This window comes from Streptomyces sp. NBC_00691, assembly GCF_036226665.1.
In the GTDB taxonomy this organism is placed as follows: Bacteria; Actinomycetota; Actinomycetes; order Streptomycetales; family Streptomycetaceae; genus Streptomyces.
Genome location: NZ_CP109007.1, coordinates 5746209 through 5770840, shown reverse-complemented (window position 1 = coordinate 5770840; position 24632 = coordinate 5746209). Strand labels below are relative to the sequence as shown.

Annotated in this window: 19 protein-coding genes; 4 read left to right on the top strand and 15 right to left on the bottom strand. The window is 71.9% G+C overall.

Annotation, left to right across the window (positions count from 1 at the left end):
• Positions 1-14: 14 nt before the first annotated feature.
• From rplS to OG392_RS26205, 6 genes are all read right to left on the bottom strand, one after another.
• Positions 15-365: a 50S ribosomal protein L19 gene (rplS, locus tag OG392_RS26230; protein ID WP_053644504.1), complete on the bottom strand. Its 351-nt coding sequence runs from the start codon at positions 363-365 to the stop codon at positions 15-17.
• Between the two features lie 128 nt (positions 366-493).
• Positions 494-1315 carry a tRNA (guanosine(37)-N1)-methyltransferase TrmD gene (gene trmD, locus OG392_RS26225; protein ID WP_319319880.1) on the bottom strand — a complete coding sequence of 274 codons (822 nt, stop codon included), beginning with the start codon at positions 1313-1315 and terminating at the stop codon, positions 494-496.
• Positions 1312-1926, bottom strand: a complete 615-nt coding sequence (gene rimM / locus OG392_RS26220) for a ribosome maturation factor RimM (RefSeq protein ID WP_329283507.1) — start codon at positions 1924-1926, stop codon at positions 1312-1314. Before rimM ends, trmD begins: the two co-directional genes overlap by 4 nt.
• Positions 1927-2042: 116 nt before the next feature.
• Positions 2043-2282: an RNA-binding protein gene (locus OG392_RS26215; RefSeq protein ID WP_003980229.1), complete on the bottom strand. Its 240-nt coding sequence runs from the start codon at positions 2280-2282 to the stop codon at positions 2043-2045.
• A 2-nt stretch (positions 2283-2284) separates the two neighbouring features.
• Complete coding sequence (gene rpsP, locus OG392_RS26210) at positions 2285-2728, bottom strand: 30S ribosomal protein S16 (RefSeq protein ID WP_327164433.1); 444 nt, start codon at positions 2726-2728, stop codon at positions 2285-2287.
• Between the two features lie 155 nt (positions 2729-2883).
• On the bottom strand, positions 2884-3477 hold the full coding sequence (locus tag OG392_RS26205) for a hypothetical protein (RefSeq protein WP_073912906.1): 594 nt from the start codon (positions 3475-3477) through the stop codon (positions 2884-2886).
• Positions 3478-3838: 361 nt separating this feature from the next.
• On the opposite strand from OG392_RS26205, the gene OG392_RS26200 reads away from it, so the two are divergent.
• Positions 3839-4564 carry a class I SAM-dependent methyltransferase gene (locus OG392_RS26200; protein WP_329283502.1) on the top strand — a complete coding sequence of 242 codons (726 nt, stop codon included), beginning with the start codon at positions 3839-3841 and terminating at the stop codon, positions 4562-4564.
• Positions 4565-4611: 47 nt separating this feature from the next.
• Here OG392_RS26200 and ftsH read toward each other — a convergent pair whose 3' ends face one another.
• From ftsH to nsdA, 6 genes are all read right to left on the bottom strand, one after another.
• Complete coding sequence (gene ftsH / locus OG392_RS26195; RefSeq protein WP_329283500.1) at positions 4612-6534, bottom strand: ATP-dependent zinc metalloprotease FtsH; 1923 nt, start codon at positions 6532-6534, stop codon at positions 4612-4614.
• A gap of 168 nt (positions 6535-6702) precedes the next feature.
• Entirely contained in the window at positions 6703-8256 is a 1554-nt protein-coding gene (ffh, locus tag OG392_RS26190) for a signal recognition particle protein (protein WP_329283498.1), read from the bottom strand.
• Positions 8257-8374: 118 nt separating this feature from the next.
• Positions 8375-10840: a [protein-PII] uridylyltransferase gene (locus tag OG392_RS26185; RefSeq protein WP_329283496.1), complete on the bottom strand. Its 2466-nt coding sequence runs from the start codon at positions 10838-10840 to the stop codon at positions 8375-8377.
• Positions 10841-10882: 42 nt separating this feature from the next.
• The gene (locus tag OG392_RS26180) at positions 10883-11221 is read right to left on the bottom strand and encodes a P-II family nitrogen regulator (RefSeq protein ID WP_015036464.1); all 339 of its coding nucleotides are present in this window, start codon (positions 11219-11221) and stop codon (positions 10883-10885) included.
• On the bottom strand, positions 11218-12564 hold the full coding sequence (locus OG392_RS26175; RefSeq protein WP_329283493.1) for an ammonium transporter: 1347 nt from the start codon (positions 12562-12564) through the stop codon (positions 11218-11220). Before OG392_RS26175 ends, OG392_RS26180 begins: the two co-directional genes overlap by 4 nt.
• A gap of 324 nt (positions 12565-12888) precedes the next feature.
• Entirely contained in the window at positions 12889-14364 is a 1476-nt protein-coding gene (nsdA, locus tag OG392_RS26170; protein ID WP_329287462.1) for a transcriptional repressor NsdA, read from the bottom strand.
• 425 nt (positions 14365-14789) lie between these two features.
• Here nsdA and OG392_RS26165 point away from each other — a divergent pair, with 425 nt between their 5' ends.
• Positions 14790-15443, top strand: a complete 654-nt coding sequence (locus OG392_RS26165) for a bifunctional DNA primase/polymerase (protein WP_329283491.1) — start codon at positions 14790-14792, stop codon at positions 15441-15443.
• Between the two features lie 63 nt (positions 15444-15506).
• On the opposite strand, the gene ftsY is transcribed toward OG392_RS26165, so the two are convergent.
• The gene (ftsY, locus tag OG392_RS26160) at positions 15507-16730 is read right to left on the bottom strand and encodes a signal recognition particle-docking protein FtsY (protein ID WP_329283489.1); all 1224 of its coding nucleotides are present in this window, start codon (positions 16728-16730) and stop codon (positions 15507-15509) included.
• Positions 16731-16815: 85 nt separating this feature from the next.
• Here ftsY and OG392_RS26155 point away from each other — a divergent pair, with 85 nt between their 5' ends.
• Both OG392_RS26155 and OG392_RS26150 read left to right on the top strand, forming a co-directional pair.
• On the top strand, positions 16816-18282 hold the full coding sequence (locus OG392_RS26155; protein WP_329283486.1) for a cytosine permease: 1467 nt from the start codon (positions 16816-16818) through the stop codon (positions 18280-18282).
• Positions 18283-18340: 58 nt separating this feature from the next.
• Entirely contained in the window at positions 18341-19312 is a 972-nt protein-coding gene (locus OG392_RS26150) for an LLM class flavin-dependent oxidoreductase (protein ID WP_329283485.1), read from the top strand.
• 89 nt (positions 19313-19401) lie between these two features.
• Here the strand turns inward: OG392_RS26150 and OG392_RS26145 are convergent, their stop codons facing one another.
• Positions 19402-20835 (bottom strand): sugar porter family MFS transporter, encoded by a 1434-nt coding sequence (locus tag OG392_RS26145; RefSeq protein WP_329283483.1) that lies wholly within the window; start codon positions 20833-20835, stop codon positions 19402-19404.
• Between the two features lie 200 nt (positions 20836-21035).
• Entirely contained in the window at positions 21036-24599 is a 3564-nt protein-coding gene (gene smc / locus OG392_RS26140; protein WP_329283481.1) for a chromosome segregation protein SMC, read from the bottom strand.
• Positions 24600-24632: the final 33 nt, after the last annotated feature.

Genomic DNA, 24632 nt, shown 5'->3' with positions numbered 1-24632 from the left:
CCGGGAGCCTGAGCTCAGCGGTCGCGCTTCTCCTTGATCTTGGCAGCCTTGCCGCGCAGCTCACGCAGGTAGTAGAGCTTGGCGCGACGGACGTCACCGCGGGTCACGAGCTCGATCTTCTCGAAGATCGGGCTGTTCACCGGGAAGGTGCGCTCGACGCCGACGGAGAACGAGACCTTGCGGACCGTGAAGGTCTCGCTGACGCCCGAACCCTGGCGACGGATGACGACGCCCTTGAACTGCTGGATACGCGAGCGGCTGCCTTCGATGACGCGCACGTGGACGTTCACGGTGTCGCCGGGGCGGAAGGCGGGGAGGTCGGAGCGGAGCGAACCCGCGTTGACCTGGTCGAGCAGGGAGGCCATGGAGGTCTCTTTCCTCGCTGATGCCACAGGTCACCAGCGGTACGTTCGAAGTGATTCGGAAGATCGTCCGTTCCTGGCGGCGTCGTTCCCCCTGTGGCAGGGGCGCGCGCCGGACGGACGACAGCGGCCTATTCTTCCACGTCGTCGAGCTTGCGCCAAAATCGGCCGCCGGGCTCGGGCGCCCAGCCCATCATCGAGAGGATCTCGCGGTCCTTCTTGTCGAAGGCGGCCGGGTCGCAGCGCTCGATGAGATCGGGCCGGTGGGCGGCGGTGCGGCGGAAGGCCTCGTCGCGCCGCCAGCGGGCGATCTTGCCGTGGTGCCCGCTGAGGAGGACGTCGGGGATGCCCCGGCCCCGCCACTCGGGGGGCTTGGTGTAGACGGGGCCTTCGAGGAGGTTGGCCATGGCGCCGGGGGCGAAGGAGTCGTCCCGGTGGGACTCGGCGTTGCCGAGGACGCCGGGCAGGAGACGGGCCACGGCCTCGGTGACGACGAGGACGGCGGCCTCGCCGCCGGCCAGGACGTAGTCGCCGATGGAGACCTCGTAGACGGGCATCCGGGTCGCGTACTCGTCCATGACGCGGCGGTCGATGCCCTCGTAGCGGGCCGGGGTGAAGATCAGCCAGGGCCGCTCGGAGAGTTCGACGGCGAGCTCCTGGGTGAAGGGCCGGCCGCTGGGGGTCGGGACGACGACGACGGGCCCGTGGGCGCCGCTCTCGTAGCCGTCGGCGAGCGTCTGGTCGAGCGCGTCGCCCCAGGGGTCGGTCTTCATGACCATGCCGGGACCGCCGCCGTACGGGGTGTCGTCGACGGTGTTGTGCCGGTCGTACGTCCAGTCCCTCAGGTCGTGGACGTGGACGTCGAGCTGTCCGCGCGCGCGGGCCTTGCCGACGAGGGAGACGTTCAGCGGTTCGAGGTACTCGGGGAAGATCGTGACGACGTCGAGCCTCATGCCTGGTCCTCACCGGACTCGTCGGCGGACGCGTCGCCGGACTCCGCACCGGAGTCCTCGTCGGAGTCACCGGACTCGTCGCGCGAGGAGACGATCTCGGCGCGGTCGTCGATCAGGCCGGGCGGCGGATCGATGACGGCCCGCTGCTCCTCCAGGTCGATCTCGGTGACGATCGACTCGACGAACGGGATCATCAGCTCGGTGCCGTCGGGGCGCTCGACGATGAAGAGGTCCTGGGACGGCAGGTGGGAGATCTCGGTGATGCGGCCGATCTCGGTGCCGTCGGCGAGCACCACGTCCAGGTCCATGAGCTGGTGGTCGTAGTACTCGTCCTCCTCCTCGGGCATCTCCGTGGGGTCGACCTCGGCGATGAGGAGGATGTTGCGCAGGGCCTCGGCGCCGGTGCGGTCGCGGACGCCCTCGAAGCGCAGCAACAGCCGGCCGCTGTGCACCCGGCCGGTCTCGATGGTCAGCGGCCCGGCGGAGGCCGGGTCGGTGCGCAGTACGGCACCGGGGCCGAGCCTGAGTTCGGGCTCGTCCGTGCGTACCTCGACGGTGACCTCGCCCTTGATCCCGTGGGCGCGGCCGATCCGCGCGACTACCAACTGCACTGCTCCACACTCTCCTGTCACACAGCTCGTACGACGCGAACGACAACGGGCCGGGGCGGGCTCGTAAGCCCTCCCCGGCCCGTGCCGGCACAACTAAGGTGATGCTGCCGGCCTGTTCAGCGGACCTGGTCCACGTCGACGAGGTCGACCCGGATGCCACGGCCGCCGATGGCGCCCACGACGGTACGCAGCGCGCGTGCGGTGCGGCCGTTGCGGCCGATCACCTTGCCGAGGTCGTCCGGGTGGACCCGGACCTCCAGCACACGGCCGCGGCGCAGGGTGCGCGAGGCAACCTGCACGTCGTCGGGGTTGTCGACGATGCCCTTCACGAGGTGCTCGAGAGCCTCCTCGAGCATGATCAGGCCTCGGTCGACTCGGTGGACGCGGCCTCGGCCTCGTCCGCCTTCTTGTCGGCCTTCTTGGCCTTCGGGGTGATGGCCTCACCCTTGTCGTCGCCGCTCTCGAGGGCCTTCGCGAACTCGTCGAACGAGGCGCGCTTGGCCTCCTTCGTCGCGGGGACGAGCAGAGCCTTCTCGGGGGCCGGGAGGCCCTTGGCCTTCTGCCAGTCGCCCGTGAGCTTCAGGATGGCGAGGACCGGCTCGGTCGGCTGGGCGCCGACGGACAGCCAGTACTGCGCACGCTCGGAGTCGACCTCGATACGCGACGGGTTGTACGTCGGGTGGTAGAGGCCGATCTCCTCGATCGCGCGGCCGTCGCGGCGGGTGCGCGAGTCGGCGACGACGATGCGGTAGTGCGGCTGGCGAATCTTGCCGAGGCGCTTGAGCTTGATCTTGACTGCCACTGGAGTGGTGTCTCCTGGTCTTGACGTGGTTGGGCACTTTGAGATGCCACGTGGGGTTGCGGTACTCGGATGCCCGATGGACGCGTCAGCCGGAGGAGAGAGGGGTCCTGTGCGACTGTCGAGTACAGCTAGCCATTGTGCCACACACCGCGAGGTCAGCTCGCGGCGCCCACGGTCTCCGGGATGCGGAAGGGCTTGCCGCAGCCGCCGCAGACGATCGGGGCCTGGGCGAGCACCGAGGGCACCACGCGCACGTTCCGTCCGCAGTCGCAGACGGCCTTGACGCGGACACCACCGCCCGAGGAGCCGTGCCGGGCGGCCGGTCCGCGGAAGGAGCGCTTGGTGTCGGCCGCCGTGGCGACCGTGTGGGCCTTGAGGGCGCGCTGGAGCCGCTCCATGGTGGGGCGGTACCGCCGCCTCGCCTCGGGGTTGAGCGTGACCAGGGAGAAGCCGCTGCTGGCGTGCGGCTCCTCGGGGTGGTCGAGGCCCATCTCCTCGGCGATCGCGAGGAATCTGCGGTTGTGATAGCGGCCGGCGCGGGAGGTGTCGCGGACACCCCGGGCGGCGGCGATGCCGTGGACTGCCTCGTGGAGCAGTCGTTCGAAGGAGAGCTCGGCGCCGCAGGCGGACGAGGACTCTCCGATCAGGGACTCGGGCGCGGCAAGATCGGGCAGCTCGGGGTGGTGCCGCTGAATGTCGGCCCACGCCTGTGCCAGCTCTGCGGCGAGAACAGGTGGTGTCGTGCTCACGTCGCGTACAACGAGCCGAAGTGCCCCCGGGTTCCATTCCGGGGCATCCCAAATATTTTGCACGTACCCGTCAGTTGCCGTCGATGGGTCGTGACGAGGGCCAGTGCGCAGATCTGCGGAGAACTCACGCAGGGGGCGTCAAGCTGGTGCGTAGTGGCGCATACGCCCCGGCGGGCGGCCGCGGTGCGCGCGCCTCTTCGGGGAACGGCTCCCGGGCGTACCGGGAAGCCTGACAGGGACATTACCGGGTCGCCTCTCTTCCGGACGAATCGGTGCGGTGCGAGCACTGGACGCGGCACGGGATGCGCAGTTCCCTGACTACGGGGGGTCGTCGTCCGAGCACGGATTGGGGCACTTTTCCATGACACCTACGCTCGTCCCGCACCACCCCGCGCGTGACTGGGCCGAGATCCAGGAACGGATGCTCGCCCCGCTCTACGAGGCGGTGTACGACCGCCTCGGCGTGGGCGCCGGAACCCGGGTCCTGGGCCTCCGCTGCGGCTCGGGCCTGGCGCTTCTCATGGCGGCGGCGCGGGGCGCCCGGGTGGCCGGCGCGGACCGGGACCACGCGCGCCTGGAGCTGGCCAGGGAGCGGCTCCCCGACGGCGTGACGGTCTCGGAGGAGCCCCCCGAGGGCGACACGTACGACGTGATCACGGCCTTCCACACGACGGACGCGCTCCTGCCGGAACTCGCGGCGCTCACCCGTACGGCCCAGTCGGGCGCGACGGTCGTGCTCGCCGGCTGGGGGCCGCCGGAGCGGTGCGCCACGGAGGCGGTGCTGCGGGTCGCGGCACGGCTCGCGGACCGCCGGCCGGGCCTGCGGACGGACCTGGAGGCGCTGGCGGCCGGTGCGGGGCTGCGGCCGGCCGGTTCGGGCCGGGTGGCCTGTCCGTTCGGGTACGCCGACGAGGGCAGCGCGGTGCGCGGGCTGCTGTCGACGGGTGCGTTCGACGAGGCCGTGCGGGCGACGGAGCTCGCGCAGGTCGAGAAGGAGATCGAGGAGGCGCTCGCCCCGCACGTGCGCGCGGACGGCACGGTGTGGATGCCGAACGTCTTCCGGTACGTCGTCGCCCGGGTGCCGTAGAGGGCGGAACGCGGAAGGACACCGGGGGCCGGCCCGTGGCGGCCGGCTCAGTCCTCCCGGACCGGGCGGGCGATGCCCGCCGCGCGATAGGCGGCGGCCTCCTCCAGGGTCTCGTTCTCCAGGAGCGCGGCGGCGAGCGCGTCCAGCCGTCCTCGGTGCTCGCGGAGCTGCCGCACGGCGCTCTCGTAGCACTCGTCGACGATGCGGCGCATCTCCGCGTCGACGGTGTCGAGGGTCGCGGGGGCCGCCGAGAGGCCGTACGCCTGCTGGGCGTCGCCCGGGATGGCGGTGAGGCGGCCGACGCGCTCGCTCATGCCCCAGCGTCCCGCCATTCCGCGGGCGATGTTGGTGACCTGCTCCAGGTCGCTCTCGGCGCCGGTGGTGACGACGCCGAACACGACCTGCTCGGCGGCCATGCCGCCGAGGGCCCCGATGATCCGGCCGCGCAGGTAGTCCTCGGTGTAGGCGTACCTGTCGGCGTCGGGGGTGGAGAGGGTGACCCCGAGGGCGCGCCCGCGGGGCACGATGGTGATCTTGCGTACGGGGTCGGCGCCGGGCTGGAGCATGCCGAGGAGGGCGTGGCCGCTCTCGTGGTACGCGGTGCGGCGCCGCTCGTCGGCGGGCATCACGAGCGGGCGTTCGGCGCCGAGCTGGACCTTCTCCAGGGCGTCGGAGAGGTCGGACCGGGTGACGGCCCTCTGGTCGCGCTTGACGGCGAGGAGGGCGGCCTCGTTGGCGAGGTTGGCGAGTTCGGCGCCGGTCATGCCGGGGGTCGTGCGGGCCACGTGTTCCAGGTCGACGTCCTTGGCGAGCGGGATATCCCGGGTGTGGATCCTGAGGATGGCCTCGCGGCCGCCCCGGTCGGGCGGGTTGACGTGCACGATCCGGTCGAAGCGGCCGGGCCGGGTCAGCGCGGGGTCGAGGACGTCGGCGCGGTTGGTGGCGGCGAGGACGATGACGCCCTCGGAGCCGGTGAAGCCGTCCATCTCGGTGAGGATCTGGTTGAGGGTCTGCTCGCGCTCGTCGTGGCCGCCCATGCCCGAGCCGCCGCCGCGGGCCCGGCCGATGGTGTCGATCTCGTCGATGAAGATGATCGCGGGGGCGACCTTGCGGGCCTCGGCGAACAGCTCGCGGACCCGGGAGGCGCCGACGCCCACGATCATCTCGATGAACCCGGACGCGGAGGCGGAGAAGAACGGCACTCCGGCCTCGCCGGCGACGGCGCGGGCGAGCAGGGTCTTGCCGGTGCCGGGCGGGCCGGCGAGGAGGACGCCGCGCGGCATCCTGGCGCCCATCTCCCGGTAGGCCTGCGGGTTCTTGAGGAAGTCCACGACGTCGTTGAGCTCGCCCTCGACCTCGTCGATGCCGGCGACGTCCTCGAAGGTGGTGCGGGTGGCACCGGCCTCCAGCTCGACGGGCTTGGGCGGGGCCTTGCGGCCGAGCATGCCGCCCGCGCCGCCCATGCCGGAGCTCATGCGGCGGGCGATGAACACCCACAGCACGACGAGCAGCAGCATCGGCGCCAGCGAGATCAGGAGGTTGGCGAGGAAGCTGCGCTCCTGCACGACCGGCTCGGCGGTGACGACCACGTTCTGCTTGGTCAGCTGTGCCCACAGGTCGTCGTCGGCGAAGGCGGGGCGCTGGGTGGTGAACTTGGTGTAGTCGCCGTCGCCGTCCGGGACGGGCTGCTTGTTCTTCAGCTGGCCCTGGATCGCGTCGCCCTTGGAGTAGATCTTGGTGACGTTCCCGGCCGCGACCTGCTTGTCGAACTCGGTGTACGAGATCGTCGGGCCGTCGCCCTCGTTGAAGAACGACAGCACGATGTTGGCGATCAGGTACACGACGAGCGCGGTGAGGATGAGGCCGCCCCAGCCGCCCGGCATCTTCCGCTTCGGGGACGGGGGCGGCGGTGCCCCTTCCGAGCGCCAGGGCTGGTCGGTCCGGTCGCGCGGCGGTACGGGGTTGGCCACAGGGCTCTCCTCGGGGCGGCTGTGGCCCCAGTATCGAAGAGCGGGACGAACCCGGCATCGCGGACGGTCCGGAGGGATGAAAAGGGGCCCGGGGCGGTTTCGCACCACCCCGGGCCCCTCACCACGCGGTCGAGGCCGGATCGACGGCGGGCCGCCGGCCGACCGCGGTCAGCTCATGAACTTCTTGAACTCGTCCGGCAGCTCGAAGTCCTTCGGGGCCTGCCCCGGCGCCGGCAGACCGAAGGCCCCGCCCTGCTGCGCCTGGTCGCGGCGCTCCGCGGCGGCCTGCTCATCGGCCTTCCGCTTCATCGGGTTGCCGCTCTTGCGCTTGCCCTTGGCCTGCTTGACCTGCTTCTTCTGCCGGCCGGGCCCACCGCCCATGCCCGGCATGCCCGGCATACCGGGGAGGCCGCCGCCCTGGGCCATGCGGGACATCATCTTGCGGGCCTCGAAGAACCGCTCGACGAGGCCCTTGACCGCGCTGACCTCCACGCCGGAGCCCTTGGCGATACGGGCGCGGCGCGAGCCGTTGATGATGGTCGGGTCGTGGCGCTCGCCCGGGGTCATCGACTTGATGATGGCGGCCGTGCGGTCGACATCCTTCTCGTCGATGTTGGCGATCTGCTCCTTCATCTGGCCCATGCCCGGGAGCATGCCGAGGAGCTTCGAGATGGAGCCCATCTTGCGGACCTGCTCCATCTGCGCCAGGAAGTCGTCGAGCGTGAACTCCTGGCCCTTCTTCGACGCGAGCTTCGAGGCCATCTTGGCGGCCTCTTCCTCGTCGAAGGTCTGCTGCGCCTTCTCGATGAGGGAGAGCATGTCGCCCATGCCGAGGATGCGGGACGCCATGCGGTCCGGGTGGAACGCGTCGAACTCGTCCAGCTTCTCGCCGTTGGAGGCGAACATGATCTGCTTGCCGGTGACGTGCGCGATGGAGAGCGCGGCACCACCGCGGGCGTCGCCGTCGAGCTTGGAGAGCACGACGCCGTCGAAGCCGACGCCGTCGCGGAAGGCCTCGGCGGTGTTGACCGCGTCCTGACCGATCATGGCGTCGACGACGAAGAGGACCTCGTCGGGGCTGACGGCGTCGCGGATGTCCGCGGCCTGCTGCATCAGCTCCTGGTCGATGCCGAGGCGGCCGGCGGTGTCGACGATGACGACGTCGTACATCTTGGTCCGGGCGAACTCGATGGAGTCCTTCGCGACCTGGACCGGGTCGCCGACGCCGTTGCCCGGCTGCGGGCCGTAGAAGGCCACTCCGGCGCGCTCGGCGACGACACCGAGCTGGGTGACGGCGTTGGGGCGCTGGAGGTCGCAGGCGACGAGCAGCGGCGAGTGGCCCTGGCCCTTGAGCCAGAGGCCGAGCTTTCCGGCGAGGGTGGTCTTACCGGCACCCTGGAGGCCGGCCAGCATGATCACGGTGGGCGCGGTCTTGGCGAACCGCAGGCGCCGGGTCTCGCCGCCGAGGATGCCGACGAGCTCCTCGTTGACGATCTTGATGACCTGCTGGGCCGGGTTCAGGGCCTGCGAGACCTCGATGCCGAGGGCGCGCTCCTTGACCTGCTTGATGAAGGACCGGACGACCGGCAGGGCGACATCCGCTTCGAGCAGCGCGATACGGATTTCGCGCGCGGTGGCGTCGATGTCCGCCTCGGACAGACGGCCCTTGCCGCGGAGGTTCTTGAAGGTCGCTGCAAGGCGGTCGGAGAGGGTATCGAACACGGCGGTCGCGGATCCTCGGTGTCGGGGGCGGTCGGATTGCCCTCCAGGGTATCGGGCCGCTCGAAGTGTGTGCCCCCGCCCGCCGAAACCGGCGCGCGGGAGCGGCGGGGACCGGGGTTCAGCGGAGCGCCGACTCCAGCGCCCGCGCCAGGTCGATCGCCTCCTCGTCGGGCAGCAGGGAGCCGTCGGGCCGGGTCACGTACAGGGTGTCGACGGCGTTGGCACCGAGCGTGGACACGTGCGCGCTCCGCACCCGTACGTCCGCGCCCTCCAGGGCCCGGCCGATCCGGTGGAGGAGGCCGGGCGCGTCCTGGGCGCGGACCTCGATGACGGTGGCGAGGCGGGAGTCCGCGGCGGCGACGGTGACCCGGGGCGGCGGGGCGGTGAGACCGCGCCGGCGGGGGTAGGCGGCCTCGCGCTCGGCGAGCCGGGCGGGGATGTCGAGGGAGCCGTCGAGGGCGCGGACGAGGTCGGCGCGGAGCCGGGCGGCCTCGGGCAGGGAGCCGTACTCGGCGGCTACCCGCCAGTCGAGGACGAGGACGGGTCCCGAGCCGGCTCCGAGGTCGAGCGGGAGTTCGACGGCGCGGAGGTCGGCGGCGCGGACGGTGAGCCGGTGCAGGGCGAGGACGCCGGCGACGGCGGGCAGGACGCCGGGCTGGTCGGGCAGGGCGATGACGAGCTCGACGCCGACCGGCTCGGGTGCCGCGGGTTCCGCGACGACCGGTTCGGTGTGGAGGGCGAGGACGGGTTCGCCGGTGCGCAGGGCCTCGACGGCGAGCCGCTCCTGTTCCGCGCTGGGGGCGGCGGCCTCGGGGTCGGGCGGGGTCTCCCCCGCCAGCACTCCGGCGACCCGTTTGACCAGGTCGGCGACGAGGGAGGCGCGCCAGGCGGACCAGGCGGCGGGTCCGGTGGCGAGGGCGTCGGCCTCGGTGAGGGCGTGCAGGAGCTCCAGGGTGCCGACGGTGCCGACCGCGGTGGCGACGGCGTGGACGGTGGCGGGGTCGTCGAGGTCGCGGCGGGTGGCGGTCTCGACGAGGAGCAGGTGGTGGCGGACGGCGGTGGCGACGGTGGCGACGTCGGTGCGGTCGAAGCCGATGCGGGCGGCGAGGTCGCGGGCGATGGTCTCGCCGGCGACGGAGTGGTCGCCGGGCCAGCCCTTGCCGATGTCGTGGAGGAGGGCGGCGACCAGGAGGAGGTCGGGGCGGCCCACGCGGCGGGTGAGCGAGGAGGCGCGGACGGCGGTCTCGACCAGGTGGCGGTCGACGGTCCAGGTGTGGACGGGGTTGCGCTGGGGACGGCAGCGGACCCGCTCCCAGTCGGGCAGCAGCCGGGTGATGATCCCCTCGGCCTCCAGGGCCTCCCAGACGGGAACGGTGGCCTCGCCGGCGCCGAGCAGGGTGACGAGTTCCTCGCGGGCTTCGGCGGGCCAGGGCACGGGCAGCGGGGTGGCGGTGGCGGCCAGGCGGCGTACCGCGTGCAGGGAGATCGGCAGGGCGGACTGGGCGGCCGCGGCCGCTGCCCGCAGGGGCAGGACGGGGTCGCGTTCCGGGCGGGCGGTGCGGGCGAGGACGACCTCGCCGTCCATCTCGACGACGCCTTCGGCGAGCGGGGTGCGCTCGACGGGCGGCTTCCCGGTGGCGGCCCTGCCGCCGCCCCGGCCCCCGAGGAGGGTGCGGAGACGGGGCCGGGCGGAGCGGGCCTTGAGGACGCGGTTGACCTCGCGCCAGGTGACGTCGGTGGCGTACGAGATGGTCCGGGCGGCCTCGTACACCTCGCGGAGCAGGGTGTCGGCGTCGAGGAGGCCGAGTTCGGCGGCGACGGCGTCCTGCTCCTGGAGGGCGAGCCGGTCGGTGGCGCGGCCGGTGGTGAGGTGGAGGGCGTCACGGGCGTCGAGGAGGCGGCGGCGGGCGCTGTCGAGGCCCTCGCGGGGGGCGTCGGCGAGCCAGGAGGCGGCGACGGCGCGGAGGGCCTGGGCGTCGCGGAGACCGCCCCTGGCCTCCTTGAGGTCGGGTTCGAGGAGGAACTGCAGCTCGCCCATGCGTTCGGCGCGTTCGCGGCAGAGGGCGTCGAGTTCGGGGAGGCGCTTGGGCGCCTGGTTGCGCCAGTCCGCGAGGACGGTGGTGCGCAGGGCGGCGACGAGTCCGTGGTCGCCGGCGAGGGGCCGGGCGTCGAGGAGGCCGAGGTGGACCTTGAGGTCGTCGGCGGCGGTGGCGCGGGCCTCCGCGGGGGTGCGGACGGAGTGGTCGAGGGCGAGCCCGAGGTCCCAGACGGGGTACCAGATGCGGTCGGCGAGGGCGGCGATCGCGGCCTTGTCGGCGCTGCCGTCGTGGAGCAGGAGGAGATCGAGGTCGCTGCGCGGGGAGAGCTCGGCGCGGCCGTAGCCGCCGACGGCGACGAGGGCGACTCCTCGGGGTGGTGCGGCGGCCGCGAAGAGCGCGGACAGCCATTCGTCGGTGAGCCGGGCGAGGGCGGCACGGCGCGGCGGCCCGGACCGCTCCTTCTCGTGGAGAAGGAGCAGCCGGGCCGCCGCGTAACCGCCGGGTCCCGAATCTTCGGTCTCTTCGCTGACTTCGAGGCTCGTCACCCGGCGGCTCCTTCGTTGCTCACGGTGCGTCCGGACCGCTGTCTACAGGGCGTCCGGACCGCGTTCGCCGGTGCGGACGCGTACGGCGGTCTCGACCGGCACGCTCCACACCTTGCCGTCTCCGATCTTGCCGGTTCGGGCGGCCTTCACGACGACGTCGATGAGCTGTTCGGCGTCCTCGTCCTCGACGAGGACCTCGATGCGGATCTTGGGAACCAGGTCGACCGTGTACTCGGCGCCCCGGTAGACCTCGGTGTGGCCGCGCTGGCGGCCGTAGCCGCTGGCCTCGGTGACGGTGAGGCCGTGGACGCCGAACGCCTGGAGGGCCTCCTTGATCTCGTCGAGCCGGTGCGGCTTCACGACCGCGGTGATGAGCTTCATGCGTCCACCTTCTTGTTCTCCGTGACGGCCGGGGCGGGGGCGGCGGTGGAGCGCGAGGACGAGCCGCCGCCGGCTCCGCTGAAGTCGTACGCGGTCTCGGCGTGCTCGACCTGGTCGATGCCGGAGACCTCGTCGTCCTCGCTGACCCGCATGCCCATCGTCCTGTCGATGATCAGCGCGAGGATCGCGGAGGCGATCAGAGAGTAGGCGAGGACGGCGACGACGCCGACGGCCTGCTTGCCGAGCTGCTCCAGGCCGCCGCCGTAGAAGAGGCCCTTGGCCTCGGACTGGACGCCGCCGGTGGCGAAGAGGCCGACGAGGAGGGAGCCGAGGACACCGCCGACGAGGTGGACGCCGATGACGTCGAGGGAGTCGTCGTAGCCGAACTTGTACTTGAGTCCGACGGCCATGGCGCAGAGGAGACCGGCGATGACGCCGATGGCGATCGCGCCGAGCGGGCTGACGGCGCCGCCGGACGGGGTGATGGCGACGAGGCCGGCGACCGCGCCGGAGGCGGCGCCCAGGGTGGTGAAGGAGCCGTGGCGGACCTTCTCGTACGCGAGCCAGGCGAGCATGGCGGCGGCGGTGGCGACCTGGGTGTTGACGAACATCACGGCGCCGACGCCGTCGTCGTTGCCGAGCCAGGATCCGGCGTTGAAGCCGAACCAGCCGAACCAGAGGAGACCGGCGCCCAGCATGACCAGCGGGAGGCTGTGCGGGCGCATCGGGTCCTTCTTGAAGCCGACGCGCTTGCCGATGACGAGGATGACGCCGAGGGCCGCGGCGCCGGCGTTGATGTGGACCGCGGTGCCGCCGGCGAAGTCGATGACGCCCATCTCGAAGAGCCAGCCGCCGGCGCCCCAGACCCAGTGGGCGACGGGGAAGTAGACGACGGTGACCCAGAGGGTGATGAAGAGGGTCCAGGCGGTGAACTTGACGCGGTCGGCGAGGGCGCCGCTGATCAGGGCCGGGGTGAGGATGGCGAACATCAGCTGGAAGACGGCGAAGACGTACACCGGGATGGTGTAGCCGTCCCAGAGTTCGGTGACGCCGATGCCGCTGAGGCCGACGTAGTCGGAGGACCAGCCGATGATCGAGCCCGCGTCGGTGCCGAAGGCGAGGCTGAAGCCGAAGAGCACCCAGAGGATCGTGACGATCCCGAGGCTGATGAAGCTCATCATCAGCATGTTGAGGGTGGACTTGACGCGGACCATGCCTCCGTAGAAGAAGGCGAGTGCCGGGGTCATCAGCATGACCAGGGCGGAGCAGATGAGCATGAACCCGGTGTTGGCGGCGGACAGCTCGGGGGCGTCTGCTGCCAGGGTCGTGATGGCTGGTGCCATCGGCGTCTCCTCGTCGTCGTGCGGCCTGTGCGGGGGCGGGGCCGGAGGGCGGCTGCGGCCGTGAGGGGTGGCCGGTTATGGGCCAGAGATTCGCGCAGGGCCGTTTCCGCCGATGCCGCTCGATGTTTCCGAGCGGTGACGAAGGGGTGGGGCGTGTTACGCGACCGTGAACGGCCGCATCACAGCGAGGTAACGCCCGTATCCTCCGCACATGAGAACCGGCCGCGCCTGGCGTCCGTGTGACCTTGCGGCGGGGGAGCCGAGTCGGGCAGTACGGGACGTCCGGCGCGGCCGGAGTACGGGGGCGCCGGGGCGCCGGACGGCTCAGACCGCTTCGGCGGCCTCGGGGAGCAGCTGGGTGAGCCGGTCGGTGAGGTGCACGACCTCGGCGACGTCGCTGTAGTTGCGGGCGGCGTGGTCGACGGTCTTGCGGAGTCGGGTGTTGACCCGCTCGGAGCGGATGCTGCGGGCGACTCCGAGGGCCTTCTCGGCGAGGACGACGGACTGCTCAGGCTCGCGCTTGAGGAGGTGGACGGTGGCCATGCCGATGAGGTTCAGGGCGTACGACCGCTGATGGTCGGGGTCCTTCTCGAAGAGCTCGACGGCCCGCTCCATGACGGGTTCGGCGAGCGAGGCGTACGTCGGGGAGCGTCCGGCGACGTAGGCGAGGTCGCGGTAGGAGTGGGAGTTCTCGCCGTTGAGCTCGGCCTCGGAGAAGAAGCCGATCCAGTCGGGCTCGGGCTCGCCGTCGAGGCCGACGTCGGCGAAGGTGTCCTCGGCCATCCGGACGGCCCGCTTGCACTTGGAGGGCTGCCCCATGTTGGCGTAGGCGCGGGCCTCCATCGCATACAGCATGGCCTGGGTGCGCGCGGTGGCGCAGTCCCGACTGCCGTACTGGGCCAGATGGATGAGTTCGAGGGCGTCGTCGGGCCGGCCCAGGTGGATCATCTGGCGGCTCATCGAGGACAGGATGTACGAGCCGAGGGGCTTGTCGCCGGCTTCCTTGGCGGCGTGCAGGGCGAGCACGAAGTACTTCTGGGCGGTGGGCTGGAGGCCCACGTCGTAGCTCATCCAGCCGGCGAGTTCGGCGAGTTCGGCGGCGCAGGTGAAGAGACGCTTGGCGGTGGCGGCAGGCTGGGGCTCCTGGAGCAGGTCGGTGACCTCGTGGAGCTGGCCGACGACGGCCTTGCGACGCAGCCCCCCGCCACACTGGGCGTCCCACTTGCGGAACATGGCGGTGGTGGATTCGAGGAGGTCGAGCTCGATCTCCGAGAGCCGGTTGGGGCGGCGGGCGTCGGCGAGCGGGTCCGGGACCGCGAGGTCGCCCGCGGGGGTGGGGACGAGCCAGCGCTGCATCGGTTCGATGAGGGCGGGTCCGGCGGCGAGCGACAGGGAGGAGCCCAGGAATCCGCGGCGGGCGAGCATGAGGTCGCTGCGGGAGAACTCGCCGAGCAGGGCGACCGTCTGCGGTCCGGCCCAGGGCAGGTCGACGCCGGAGACGGAGGGCGACTGGTGGGCGGTGCGCAGCCCGAGGTCCTCGACGGCGACGACGGAGCCGAAGCGCTCGGAGAACAGCTCGGAGAGGATCCGCGGGATGGGCTCGCGCGGCTGCTCGCCGTCGAGCCAGCGGCGCACGCGGGAGGTGTCGGTGGAGATGTGGTGCGCGCCCATCTGGCGCGCCCGGCGGTTCACCTGGCGCGCGAGTTCGCCCTTCGACCAGCCGCTGCGCACGAACCACGAACCCAGCTGCTCGTTGGGGCGCTTGCCGGCAGTCGTACTGTCTGCGCCGTTGCCGCCCACTGGAACGCCCCCATCCACCTGATTGCCTGTCATGCGAACCCTTACCAGAATGCCGCGTCTCGCGGCACCCGTCCGGCGTTCGCGCTCCTTCGAACTGGAAACCGGGTTGCCTCCGGCATACCCGCGTGCGCAAGCCACCCCGGGCTTCGAGTACCGAAAGTAATCCTACGATCACCCCTCCACGAGGGCGATTCAAGAAACGCCACCATTCGCCACCCCTTCGAATGAACTCCCCGCCGGTGGAACGCGATTCACTTGACATGCGACGAACCGGAGTCGGCGGACGGATGCACGGAGAGGCGCGCGCACCGGCCCGCACCACCCCACACACGACCGCACGCCACCCTCGGCGACGGACCGTGACGAAGGGTGACGAGGGTGCTCCGGGTCGTAACCACCGGCGCGCTCGACCCGTTGGAGGGGACATGGGTTTCACGATCGGCGGCATTCGTGAGATGCGGTCCGGCGCACGCCGCCGCGTTCGCACCACGGAGTGCACAGCGGTGGCCGAGTACACAGGACTGTGGGGCTGGGACGTGGTGCCCGGAGCGCGGGCCGTCTCCGGCCAGTGCTCCTGCGGGGATCGAGCGTGCGCGGCCCCGGGCGCGCATCCCCTCTCCTTCGCGGATCCGGTCCCGGCCGGCGCCGGCCTCGACGACGCGACCAAGGCGTGGTCGCGGTACCCCGGCGCGGCCCTGCTGCTCCCGGTGGGCCGGGCCTTCGACGTGATCGAGGTCGCCGAGGCCGCGGGCCGCCGCGCGCTCGTCCGCCTGGAGCGCATGGGGCTGCCGCTGGGCCCGGTGTGCGCGACGCCGACCGGCCGGGCGCGCTTCTTCGTGGCGCCGGGAGCGGCGGCGGAGCTGCCGCAGCTGCTCTACCGGATGGGCTGGGACGACGCCGATCTGGATCTGCACTGCATGGGGCCCGGCAGCCATGTCACCGCTCCCCCGTCGGACCTGGGCGGGCTGGGTCCGGTGCGCTGGCTGCGGCCACCGACGCTGGACACGGCGGGGGCGCCGCCGCAGGCACGGCTGCTGCTCGGCACGCTGGCGTACATCTGCCACCGCACCCACTTCTGAGCCCCGGTACGCGGAAGGGCCCTCGCCGGGTGGCGAGGGCCCTTCCGCGTGTCGTACGAGGCGTCAGTCGCCGATCAGGGCGTCGACGAAGGCGCCCGGCTCGAAGGGCGCCAGGTCGTCCGGACCCTCGCCCAGGCCGATCAGCTTGACCGGGACGCCCAGCTCGCGCTGGACGGCCACGACGATGCCGCCCTTGGCGGTGCCGTCGAGCTTGGTGAGCACGATGCCAGTGATGTCGACCACCTCGGCGAAGACCCGGGCCTGGATCAGTCCGTTCTGGCCGGTGGTGGCGTCGAGGACGAGCAGGATCTCGTCGAGCGGGCCGTGCTTCTCGACGACGCGCTTGACCTTGCCGAGCTCGTCCATGAGACCGGTCTTGGTGTGGAGCCGGCCGGCGGTGTCGATGAGGACGACATCGGCGCCCTCCGCGATGCCCTCCTTGACCGCGTCGAAGGCGATCGACGCCGGGTCGCCGCCCTCCGGTCCGCGGACGGTCCGGGCCCCGACGCGCTCGCCCCAGGTCTGGAGCTGGTCGGCGGCGGCGGCACGGAAGGTGTCGGCCGCGCCGAGGACGACGGACTTGCCGTCGGCGACGAGGACCCGGGCCAGCTTGCCGGTGGTCGTCGTCTTGCCGGTGCCGTTGACCCCGACGACCATGACCACGCCCGGCACGTCCGAAGGGCTCTCGGTGTGCACCGTGCGGTCGAGGTCGGGGCCGAGCAGGACGACGAGCTCCTCGCGGAGCAGCGCGCGCAGCTCCTCCGGGGTGCGGGTGCCGAGCACCCGGACCCGCTCGCGCAGCCGCTCGACGAGCTCCTGGGTGGGGGCGACGCCGACGTCGGCCGTGAGAAGGGTCTCCTCGATCTCCTCCCAGGTGTCCTCGTCGAGGTGCTCGCGGGACAGGAGCGTGAGCAGCCCCTTGCCGAGCGAGTTCTGCGAGCGGGCGAGCCTGGCCCGGAGCCGTACGAGACGGCCGGCGGTGGGCTCCGGGACCTCGATCTCGGGGGCCGCGGGCTCGGCGACGACGGGGTCCTCGACGGCGGCCGGCGTCTCGACGGCCTCCTCGGCGGGGAGTTCGACCTCCTCGACCGTGCGGCGTGGTTCCTCCCGCGGCGTCTCCGCCTCCTCGCCGACATGCGGTTCGGCGGGCGGAGCGGTGATGGTCGGCGTGGTGGACGGCGGCTCGGCCGGCGGCAGCTGCTTCTTCTTGCGACCGCTGATCACGAGCCCGCTCGTCACGGCGACCGCGACGACCAGAGCGATGACTACAGCAAGGATGAGTTCCATAACTCGACCAGTATCGGCCACGAAGCGGCGGAAGAAGGAGCACGTACGCTGGGTGGGTCCCCCCACATCTGTACGGAGTACCCCCATGCCCCACGACGCCTCCGAAGCCGCAGGCGCGACGCACGACGGCGCGATGGAGACCCGCGGTCTCGAGCCCGTCCCCGACGCCGAGCGGACCGGCCGGGTCCGCGAGCTCTTCCCGACCTGGGTCGCGGCCAACATCAGTGTGCTGCTGCTCACGATGGGCGCCGGTCTGATCGTCTTCAACGGCCTGAACTTCTGGCAGGTCCTGGCCGTGGCGGTCGCCGCGCCGGTCCTCTCCTACGGGATCGTCGGCCTGATCTCGATCGCGGGCAAGCGGGGCGGCGCCCCGGGGATGGCGCTGTCACGTGCGGTGTTCGGCCAGCGCGGAAACCTTTTTCCCGGTGCGCTGATCTGGGTGGCCCGGTGGGGCTGGGAGACCATCAACGCGGTCACCGGCGCCTACGCGGTGCTGACCGTGCTCGACCTGCTCTTCGGCGTGAGGTCGAACACGCTCCTGATCGTCGTGACGCTGCTCCTCTTCGTCACCTGCACCTTCCTCGTCTCGGGGCTCGGGATCAACGCGCTGCGCGTGTGCAGCAAGTGGTCCACGTATCTCTTCGGCGCCTTCTCGGTGCTCGTCCTGGTCTATCTCGTGGCGAACACCGATTGGTCGGCGGTCTTCGACAAGCCGGCCGGTTCGACGGCGATGATGATCGCGGGCATCGGCACGATCGCGGCCGGCGGCATCAGCTGGGTCCCCTCGGGTCCCGACTTCACCCGCTACCTGCCCCGTACGGCCTCGTCGAAGGCGATGGTCGGCTCGACGGTGGGCGGCGCCGGGATCGTCGTCCTGCCGATGGTCCTGATGGGCGCGGTCATGGCGGTGTCGACGCCGGACCTGGCCTCGGCGCAGGACCCGGTGTCCTTCATCGGTGAGCTGCTGCCGATGTGGATCTCGGTGCCGTACCTGGTGATCGCCCTGATCGGCATGCTGCTGATCAACTCGATGTCGATGTACTCGGCCGGGTTCACCGCGCAGACCCTGGGCATCAAGGTCTCGCGCGCGGCAGCCGTCAGCGTCAACGCGGTGATCAGCCTGGTCTTCGGCTTCCTGCTCATGGTGGTGGCGACCAGCTTCATCGGCTCGTTCATCTCCTTCCTGACCCTGCTCGCGGTGGCGTTCTCGGCCTGGATCGGCGTCTTCGGCGTGGACATGCTGCGACGCCGGCCGTACGACGCGGTGGCGCTCATGGACACCACGCGGACGAGCGCGTACTGGTACCGGGGCGGTTTCGCCTGGCAGGCGATGACGGGCTGGGCGGTCGCGCTGCTGGCGGGGCTTCTCTTCACCAAGGTCGACTGGTTCTCCGGTCCGCTCGCCTCCTCCTGGATCGGCGAGAACGGCCTCGGCTGGGCGGCGACGATCGTGGTGGCGGGCGTGCTGTACGCCGTGCTGCCGCGCACGCCGGCCCCGGAGCCCGTCGGGTCGGCGGACTCCGCCGAGGCCCGCGAGACCGTTTCCATCTGACGTAACGTCAGATAGCGTCCCCCTTCGCCGGTATCCCACCAGCGGAGGGGGACTTCCCATGCCGTTCAGCGTCGTACGGTTCAACCTCGTCGATCCCCGCGCGACCCCCGAATCCCTCTCCGCCCGCTACCGGGCCGCCGTCGAGATGGCCGCGTACGCCGACGCCCACGGGGTCGACACCGTGCAGACGGAGGAGCACCACGGGGTCGACAACAACTGGCTGCCGTCCCCCTTCGCCTTCGCCGGGGCGGTCTTCGGCGCGACGCGGCGGATCGCCGTCACCGTCTCCGCGATCATCGGACCGCTGCACGACCCGCTGCGGCTCGCCGAGGACATCGCCGTCCTCGACCTGCTGAGCGGCGGACGGCTGGTGACGGTGGCGGGGATCGGCTACCGCCCGGAGGAGTACGAGGAGCGCGGGGTCGACTGGGGGCGCCGCGGGAAGCTCCAGGACCTGCTCCTGGAGACCCTGCTCACGGCCTGGAGCGGGGAGCCGTTCACGTATCAGGGCCGTACGGTACGGGTCACCCCGCGGCCCTTCACCCAGCCGCATCCGATGCTGCTGGTCGGGGGTTCGTCGCGGGCGGCGGCGCGGCGGGCGGCCCGGCTCGGGCTGCCGTTCTTCCCGAGCGCGCACCTGCCGGAGCTGGAGGCGTACTACCAGGAGCGGTGCGCCGAGTACGGCACGGAGGGCTGGACGATGATGCCGGCCGAGGTGACGCCGCTGCTGCATCTGTCGGAGGACCCGGACCGGACCTGGGCGGAGTACGGGGAGCACTTCCTGCACGAGGCGCGGACGTACGCCTCCTGGCAGTCGAAGGACATCCGCTCGGCGGTGCGGTCGGCCGCGACGACGGTGGCGGAGCTGCGCGCGGAGGGGGTCTACCGGGTCGTCACTCCGGAGGAGTGCCTGGCGCTCGGCGTGGAGAGCCTCGTGCTGCATCCGCTGTGCGGCGGAATGCCCTTGGAGGAGGGGTGGCGGAGCGTGCGGCTGTTCTGTGACGCCGTCCTGCCGCGGCTCACGGCCTGAGGGCGGCGGGCCACGGCGTACTGCCCCGGTCCGGGGCGTGCGGCCTCGGACCGGGGCAGTTCCGTGGGTGAGGAGCGGGGCAGCGGGGATTAGCCCATCTCCTCCAACGCCTTGCCCTTGGTCTCCTTGACGTACCTGAGCACGAAGGGGATCGAGAGCACGGCGAAGACCGTGTAGATGATGTAGGTGCCGGAGAGGTTCCAGTCCGCGAGGGACGGGAAGCTGGCCGTGATGGCCCAGTTGGCGATCCACTGGGCGGAGGCGGCGACACCGAGCGCGGCGGCGCGGATCCGGTTGGGGAACATCTCGCCGAGGAAGACCCAGACCACCACGCCCCACGAGAGGGCGAAGAAGAGCACGAAGACATGGGCGGCGACGAGCGCCACGACGCCCTGCGTCTCGGGCAGTTTGCCGTCGACGAGGTCGGCGGAGAAGGCCCAGGCCTCGACGGCGAGGGCGATCGCCATGCCGACGGAGCCGACGAGGGCGAGCGGCTTGCGGCCGACGCGGTCGACCAGGACCATCGCGATCACGGTGCCGATGATGTTGATGATCGACGTGGTGAACGAATAGAAGAACGAGCTCGACGGGTCGATGCCGACGGACTGCCAGAGCGTCGAGGAGTAGTAGAACGCGACGTTGATGCCGACGAGCTGCTGGAAGACCGAGAGCCCGATGCCGACCCAGACGATGGGCAGCAGCCGGAAGCGGGAGCCGGCGACGAGCAGGTCCTTGAAGGTGGACTTGTGCTCGCTGCGCATGGCCGCGGCGATCTCGGCGACGCGGTGGTCCAGGTCGACACCCTTGCCCTCGACCTCGGAGAGGACCTCCTTGGCCCGGTCGACCCGCCCGACGGAGATGAGGAAGCGGGGCGACTCGGGGATGGCGAAGGAGAGCATGCCGTAGAGGACGGCGGGGACGACCATCACGCCGAGCATCCACTGCCAGGCTTCGAGGCCGCCGATCTCGCCGCGCTGGTCGCCGTCGGCGAGCTGCAGGATGCCGTAGTTGACCAGCTGCGAGATGGCGATGCCGATGACGATGGCGGCCTGCTGGAAGGAGCCGAGGCGGCCGCGGTAGGCGGCGGGGGCGACCTCGGCGATGTAGGCGGGGCCGATGACGGAGGCCATGCCGATGGCGAAGCCGCCGATGATCCGCCAGAGCGCCAGGTCCCAGAGGGCGAAGGGCAGGGCGGAGCCGACGGCACTGACCGCGAAGAGCACCGCGGAGATCTGCATGCAACGGATGCGGCCGATGCGGTCGGCGATCCGGCCGGCGGTGGCGGCGCCGATGGCGCAGCCGATCAGGGCGATGGCGATGACCTGGGCGAGGGTTCCGGAGCCGATGTCGTAGCGGTCGCGGATCGCCTCGACGGCGCCGTTGATGACGGAGCTGTCGTACCCGAAGAGGAATCCGCCCATCGCGGCGGAGGCCGTGATGAAGATGACGTGGCCGAGGTGGTCCGGGTGGGCGGCTCGGCCTTCGGAAGGCGGCGGCGTGGGCGCCTGCGCGGTGTGGGGCACATGGACTCCTCGGTGGGGGGCAAGCCCTTCCAGTGGCGCACAACATCACGCCGCCCACCACGTGAAGGTAAAAGCAACGTTGCAGAGACTATGCCTTCAAGTTTCTAAGTCAATAGGTGATGTCGTGTGACTTAATCAGCACTATGACGTGGCTTGAGTTCAACACTTGAACTTGAAGTTTCGGGGTACACGCTGTCGGCTCAGCGCAGCCGCTGGCTGATCACCTTCGAGACGCCGTCCCCCTGCATGGACACGCCGTACAGCGCGTCCGCGACCTCCATGGTCCGCTTCTGGTGGGTGATCACGATCAGCTGCGAGGACTCCTGGAGCTCCTGCATGATCCGGATCAGCCGCTGGAGGTTGGTGTCGTCGAGCGCCGCCTCGACCTCGTCCATCACGTAGAACGGGCTGGGCCGGGCCTTGAAGATCGAGACCAGCAGCGCCACGGCCGTCAGCGAACGCTCGCCGCCGGAGAGCAGCGAGAGCCGCTTGACCTTCTTGCCGGGCGGGCGGGCCTCCACCTCGACTCCGGTGGTGAGCATGTTGTCGGGGTCGGTCAGGATCAGCCGCCCCTCTCCCCCCGGGAAGAGCCGCGAGAAGACACCCTCGAACTCCCGGGCCGTGTCCCGGTACGCCTCGGTGAAGACCTGCTCGACCCGCAGGTCGACCTCCTTCACGACCTGAAGCAGATCGGTCCGGGTCTTCCTCAGGTCCTCCAGCTGCTCGGAGAGGAAGCGATGCCGCTCCTCCAGGGCCGCGAACTCCTCGAGGGCCAGCGGGTTGACCTTGCCGAGCTGGTGGTACGCCCGTTCGGCTGCCCTGAGGCGCTTCTCCTGCTCCGAACGGATGAAGGGACGCGGCTCGTCGGCCTCCGGGGAGTCCGAGCCGTCCGCTCCCTCGACGGCCGGCGACGGCGGCACGGGCTGTTCCGGTCCGTACTCGGCGACCAGCGCGGTCGCCTCCACACCGAACTCCTCCAGGGCCTTCGACTCCAGCTGCTCGATCCGCAGGCGCTTCTCCGCGCCGAGCACCTCGCCCCGGTGCACCGAGTCGGTGAGCTTGTCGAGTTCGGCCTTGAGGTCGCGGCCCCGGGTCCGGGCCGCCGTCAGGCCCTCCTCCCGGTCGGCCCGCGCCGCCTGCGCCACCACCCGCTCCCGCTCGGCGCGGACGAGCGACACCTCGATGTGGGCCAGGAGGCCGCGGGCGCCGGCGGCGACCGCGCCCGCGACCCGCTCCTCGTGGCGCAGCCGGGCGCGGCGCTGTTCGGCACGTGCGCGTGCCTCCCGTTCGGCGCGGGCGGCCCGGTCGAGCGAGTCGGCCCGGCCGGCGAGCCCCTTGACCCGCTCCTCGTGCGTACGGACCTGGAGGCGGGCCTCCATCTCGGTCTGGCGCGCGTTGGATCCGTCGATCGCGAGCCGGTCGCGGGTGCCGGTGTCGGGCTCCTCGTCCCCGCCCTCCCCGAACGCCGCGGCCTCCTGGGCCACCAGCAGACGTTCGGCGAGTTCCTCCGCCTCGGCGGTCGCCTTCTCCAGGGCCTCCTGGGCGCGGGCGGCGGCGGCCGCGGTGCGCTCGGCCTCCCCGGCAGCTCCCCTGGCCTGGCCGGCGAGCCGGCCGAGCTGCTGGGCGACGGCGGACTTCTCCCGTTCGGCGGTACGGCGAAGGGTGTCGAGTTCCTCGACGAGCGCGGCGGCGGTACGGCGCCGCTCGTCGGCCCCGCGCTCGGCGGCCGCCAGCTCCTCGCAGCGTACGGCGAGTTCGTCGAGCTCGGCGGCGGCCTCGTCGACCGAGGCCTGGACTTCGAGGAGGCTGGGCGCGCCCGCCGAGCCGCCCTGGGCGAAGTGCGCCCCGAGCAGGTCTCCCTCCAGGGTGACGGCGGTCGACGCGGGCCTGGTCCTGACGAGCTCGGCGGCCTGGTCCAGGTCGTCGACGACGACGATCCCGGCGAGCAGCCGGCGGACGGCTCCCATGAGTTCGTCGGGTCCGCGGACGAGGTCGGCGGCGTACGGGTGCCCGGCGGCGGCCCCGGTCTCTCCGGAGCGATCCGGTCCGGGGGCCCCGGTCAGCAGCAGGGACGCGCGGCCGGCGTCCTGCTTGCGCAGCAGGCGGAGGGCTTCGGCGGCGGCGGAGGGGCCGGTGGCGGCGACCGCGTCGGCCGCGGCGCCGAGGGCGGCGGCGACGGGGATCTCGTATCCGGGGGTGACGGTGAGGAGTTCGGCGGCCGGGCCGAGGAGTCCGCTGAGTCCGGCGGTCAGCAGGGCGCCCGTGCCGTCCTTGCGGCGCAGTCCGAGGGCGAGGGTCTCGTGCCGGGCCTGGGTGGCGGCACGGCGGCGTTCGGCGGTGGCGGCGGTCTCACGGGCGGCGCCGAGCGCCGCCTCCGCGTCGGCCAGTCCGCGGCGGGCGGCCTCGTACCGTTCGCCGTGCTCGGTGTCCGCGGCGTCGAGGCCGTCGACCTCGGTCTTGAGCTGCTCGTACTCCTCCTGGGCCGTGACCGCCCGCTCCGCCGCCTCGTCGCGGGCGGCGGCGAGCCGGTCGATCTCGGCCTGGGCGGAGGCGGCGCGCGAGCGGGCCGCGTTGACCTGGCCGTGGAGACGGGCGAGGCCCTCGCGGCGGTCGGCGAGGGCGCGGGCCAGGTCCTTGAGACGGCGCTCCTCGGACGCCAGCGCCTGTTCGAGTCCGGCGCGGTGGGTGACGGTGTCCTCCAGGGCGCGCTCGGCGGCCTCCAGCGCGGCCTCCAGCTCCGCCTCCTGCTCGCGGACGCGGGCCGCCTCGCGCTCCAGGTCCTCCGGGTCGCGGCCGCGGCGCTCCTCGGCGGGTGCGGCGGTGGCGCTCTTCACGCGCGCGTCGGCCAGCGAGACCGTGCCGCGAACGCGTTCGGCGAGCTGGGAGAGGGCGTACCAGTTCTGCTGGGCGCGTTCGAGCCGGGGCACGAGCGCGCGTGCCTCGGCCTCCAGGGCGGCCTCGCGGGCCAGCGCGGTCCGCAGTTCGGCCTCGGTGGCCTCCTTGCGGGCGAGCAGCGCCGCTTCGTCGGCGACCTCTGCGGTGAGTGCCCGCTGGAGGTGGACGAGGTCGTCGGCGAGGAGACGGAGCCGGGCGTCGCGCAGGTCGGCCTGGATGACGACGGCGCGGCGGGCGACGGCGGCCTGCCGGCCGAGGGGCTTGAGCTGGCGGCGCAGTTCGTCGGTGAGGTCCTGCACGCGCGCGAGGTTGGCCTGCATCGCGTCGAGCTTCCGCAGCGCCTTCTCCTTGCGCTTGCGGTGCTTGAGGACTCCGGCGGCCTCCTCGATGAAGGCGCGGCGGCCCATCGGGTCGGCGTGCAGCACGGAGTCGAGCTGCCCCTGGCCGACGATGACGTGCATCTCGCGCCCGATGCCGGAGTCGGAGAGCAGGTCCTGGAAGTCGAGCAGCCGGCAGGTGTCGCCGTTGATCTGGTACTCGCTGCTGCCGCCGCGGAACATGATGCGGGTGAGCGTGACCTCGGCGTAGTCGATGGGCAGCGCGCCGTCGGAGTTGTCGATGGTGAGGGACACCTCGGCACGGCCGAGCGGGGGGCGCCCGGTCGTGCCGGCGAAGATGACGTCCTCCATCTTGCCGCCGCGCAGCGACTTGGCGCCCTGCTCGCCCATGACCCAGGACAGGGCGTCCACGACATTGGACTTGCCCGATCCGTTGGGGCCCACGACACAGGTGATTCCGGGTTCGAACCGCAGCGTGGTGGCCGAGGCGAACGACTTGAATCCGCGGAGCGTCAGGGCCTTGAGGTGCACGCCCGGGACTCTACCGGGGCTCGTGCGTTTCAC